Raw genomic sequence first — 3,201 nt, 5'->3', positions numbered from 1 at the left:
CTCGCGGGTCGCGCCCTGGACTCCGCCCACTCGAGCCCGCGCGCCGCCACCGCCCGCACCGCCGCGCCGTCCTCCCCCTTGAGCAACAGGTGCCAGCGGAATCGCCCCCGCAGCCTGGCGAACGCCTGTGGCGCCGGTCCCAGCACCCGCACGCCGCTCGCGGCAGCGTCGGCGGCGAGTGCCGCTGCGAGCAGGTCGGAGGCGCGTTCGACCAGCGCCTCGTCGGTTCCCGAGAGCAGCAGCGTCGCGAGCCGCGCAAACGGCGGATAGCCGGCCTCGCGGCGTTCGTCGAGTTCGCGCCTGGCGAATCGCGCTCCGTCTTGAAGCACCGCCGAGTGAATCGCCGGGTGATCGGGCGAACAGGTCTGCACCAGCACCTCGCCCGGACGCTTGCCGCGCCCCGAGCGCCCCGCCACCTGAGTGACGAGCTGGAAAGCGCGTTCGGCGGCGCGAAAGTCCGGCAGATGCAGCGCAATGTCGGCATCCAGGACGCCGACCAGCGTGACGCGCGGAAAGTCGAGGCCCTTGGCGATCATCTGGGTACCGATCAGCACGTCGGCCTCGCCGCGCCCGAAGCGTCCGATCACGTCGCCGGGGCCGGTTCGTGAGCGCGTGACGTCGGCATCGAGCCGCAGCACTCGTGCGCCCGGCAGTGCCGCGACCAGCTGGCGCTCGATTCGCTGGGTGCCGGCACCGGAGAAGCGCAGGAGCGCACCGCCGCACTTGGGGCAGTTCGGCTGCGCGGCTTCGACGTGGTCGCAGTAGTGGCAGCGCCACACCGACGGCTCGAGGTGCAGTGTCAGCGCGATGTCGCACTGAGGGCACTCCGGCACGAAGCCGCACGCGCGGCACTGCGTGTGGTGGGAGTGTCCGCGGCGATTGAGGAACAGCACCGACTGCTCGCGACGCTCGAGCCGCTCGGCGAGTGCCGCGAGCAGCGGGCGCGACAGCAGGCTCTCGCCACCCTCCCTTCGCAGGTCCACCACCCGCACCACCGGCATCGCGCGCCCGTCGACGCGATTCGGGAGCACCAGTCGCTGGTACTTGCGGCGCGCGACGTTCGCGAGTGATTCGAGACTCGGGGTCGCCGACCCCAGAACCACGGTGGCGCCGAGCAGCTGCGCGCGCCTCACCGCCGTGTCGCGGCCGTGGTAACGCAGCTGTTCGCTCTGCTTGTAGGCCGGCTCGTGCTCCTCGTCGACCACGATCAGCCGCAGGTTCGGCAATGGCGCGAACACCGCCGAGCGCGCGCCCACCACCACGTCGACCGCCCCGGTGCGGGCCAGCTCCCAGTTGCGGCGGCGTTCGCCGACCGTGAGGTAGGAGTGCAGCACGCCGACGCGACGCTGGAATCGATGCGTGAACGCGCTGACGATCTGCGAGCCGAGCGCGATCTCGGGCACCAGCACCAGCGTCTGGCCGCCCGCCTCGCGTGCGGCGGCGGCGGCGCGCAAGTAGACCTCGGTCTTCCCGCTGCCGGTGACGCCGTGCAGCAGGAACGCGGCGAAGCCCCCGGCGCGCACCTTCGCTTCGATGACTCGCGTCGCATGCTGCTGCTCGGGCGTGAGCGTGATGCGAGTCGCGAGTGGCAGCGCCATGCGCTGATCCTCGACGGCACCCCGCCGCGCGCGGCTCGCCGCCAGACCGCCGTGCCCGCCCGGAAGCGTTGCGGCGATCACCTCGCCCCACGGCGCCAGGTAGTAGTCCGCCATCCATTGCGTCAGCTCGAGCAGACGCGCGTCGATCAGCGGCGCGCCTAGCACCTTCGTGAGTTCGAGGGTCTTCTCGACCGCGCTCTCGGCCACGACCGCGACCACGATGCCGCGCATCGCGCGTCCCCGAAACGGCACCTGCACAGGCACGCCGGGACTCACCGCGCCGAGCGCGGCGTCGGGAATGCGGTACGTGAAGGTCTGTCGGATGGGAATCGGGAGGGCGACCAGCGCAAACGACATGCGCGGGAACTTAACAGTTCGCGAGCGACACTCGGGGCACGGGGCGCCCCGGACATGCGGGTGCCTCCGACGTTTCGAACCGCGCGAAACGTCGGAGGTCAGGCCTGCATGCGCTGCGAGCTGTCCTGGCCGAGAATCGAATTGATGCGCTCGACCAGCTTGCGCGGGCTGAAGGGCTTCGTGATGTAGTCGTCGGCGCCGACTTCGAAGCCCACCTTCTGATCAACGTTGCGGCCCTTGGCGGACAGCAGGATGACCGGGATGTCCTTGGTCGCCGCATCCGCTTTGAGAATCTTGCAGGTTTCGTATCCGTCGAGCTTCGGCATCATGATGTCGAGCACGATCAGGTCCGGATGTTCGGCCCGCGCCTTTTCGACGGCCTGTTCGCCATCGAGCGCGGTCACGACCTCGTACCCCTCCATGCCGAGGCTGAAGTCGAGGATGTGAACGATGTAGATCTCATCGTCCACGACCAAAATCTTTCCCTTCGCCATTACGAATCACCTCCCTGCGTTCGTTGTTTCGGGCGCGGCGTGCGGCCGACCCGGGTCGTCGTCGCCGGCCAGCAGCCGTGACAGATTGCGCTCGAAACACTCCACCACCTCGGGGTCGAACTGACGCCCCGCGGCCCTCACCAACTCATTGAGCGCGGACTGGCGCGAAATCGCCGCGCGATGCGCCCGTCCCTGCGTCATGCTCTCGAACGCGTCGATCACCGCCAGCACGCGCGCGCCCACCGGAATGTCGGTGCCGCGCAGGCCGCGCGGGTAGCCGCTGCCGTCCCACCACTCGTGGTGCGACATCACGATCTCGCGCACCTCGGTCATCGCATCGAGTCCGTCGAGCAGCTCGGCGCCGAGTTCGACGTGGCGCCGCATCTGCGCCTGCTGGTCGTCGGACAGCGGACCGCGCCGTGCGCGCAACTCGCCGGTCACGAAGGTCATGCCGACGTCGTGCACCGCAGCCGCGAACGAAACGGTCCGCAGCGCTTCGTCGTTCATGCCCATCGCTCGCGCGAGCCCGCTCGCGAGCCGTACGCGGTGCGGTGCCGCGACGCGACCGTCGCGCAGATGCTGGAGCACGCGGCGCAGCGCATCGGTCGCGTCCTCCACCACCTCGCGACCGCGATCCACGCGATCGGCCTTCTGCCAGGCACGTGAGACGCGCGCCGCCAGTTCGAGCAGCAGGCCGCAGTCCTCGGTGCCGAACGCGCGCTCCTGGAGCGGATCGGTGACGTTGAGCACTC

3 protein-coding genes are annotated in these 3,201 nt (G+C 70.0%); all 3 read right to left on the bottom strand.

Annotation, left to right across the window (positions count from 1 at the left end; genetic code table 11):
• Positions 1 to 1,955 (bottom strand): primosomal protein N' (gene priA / locus HOP12_01550; GenBank protein NOT32833.1); only part of this gene is annotated, 1,955 nt, incomplete at its 3' end.
• Between the two features lie 98 nt (positions 1,956 to 2,053).
• Positions 2,054 to 2,449 (bottom strand): response regulator, encoded by a 396-nt coding sequence (locus HOP12_01545; GenBank protein ID NOT32832.1) that lies wholly within the window; start codon positions 2,447 to 2,449, stop codon positions 2,054 to 2,056.
• Positions 2,450 to 2,455: 6 nt separating this feature from the next.
• Positions 2,456 to 3,201: HD domain-containing protein (locus HOP12_01540; protein NOT32831.1), on the bottom strand; the 746-nt coding region annotated here is incomplete at its 5' end.

The sequence above is a fragment of the Candidatus Eisenbacteria bacterium genome (assembly GCA_013140805.1).
Classification (GTDB): domain Bacteria; phylum Eisenbacteria; class RBG-16-71-46; order RBG-16-71-46; family RBG-16-71-46; genus JABFRW01.
Note: the sequence above shows the minus strand (reverse complement) of the source record. Positions and strands in the feature narration are given on the sequence as shown.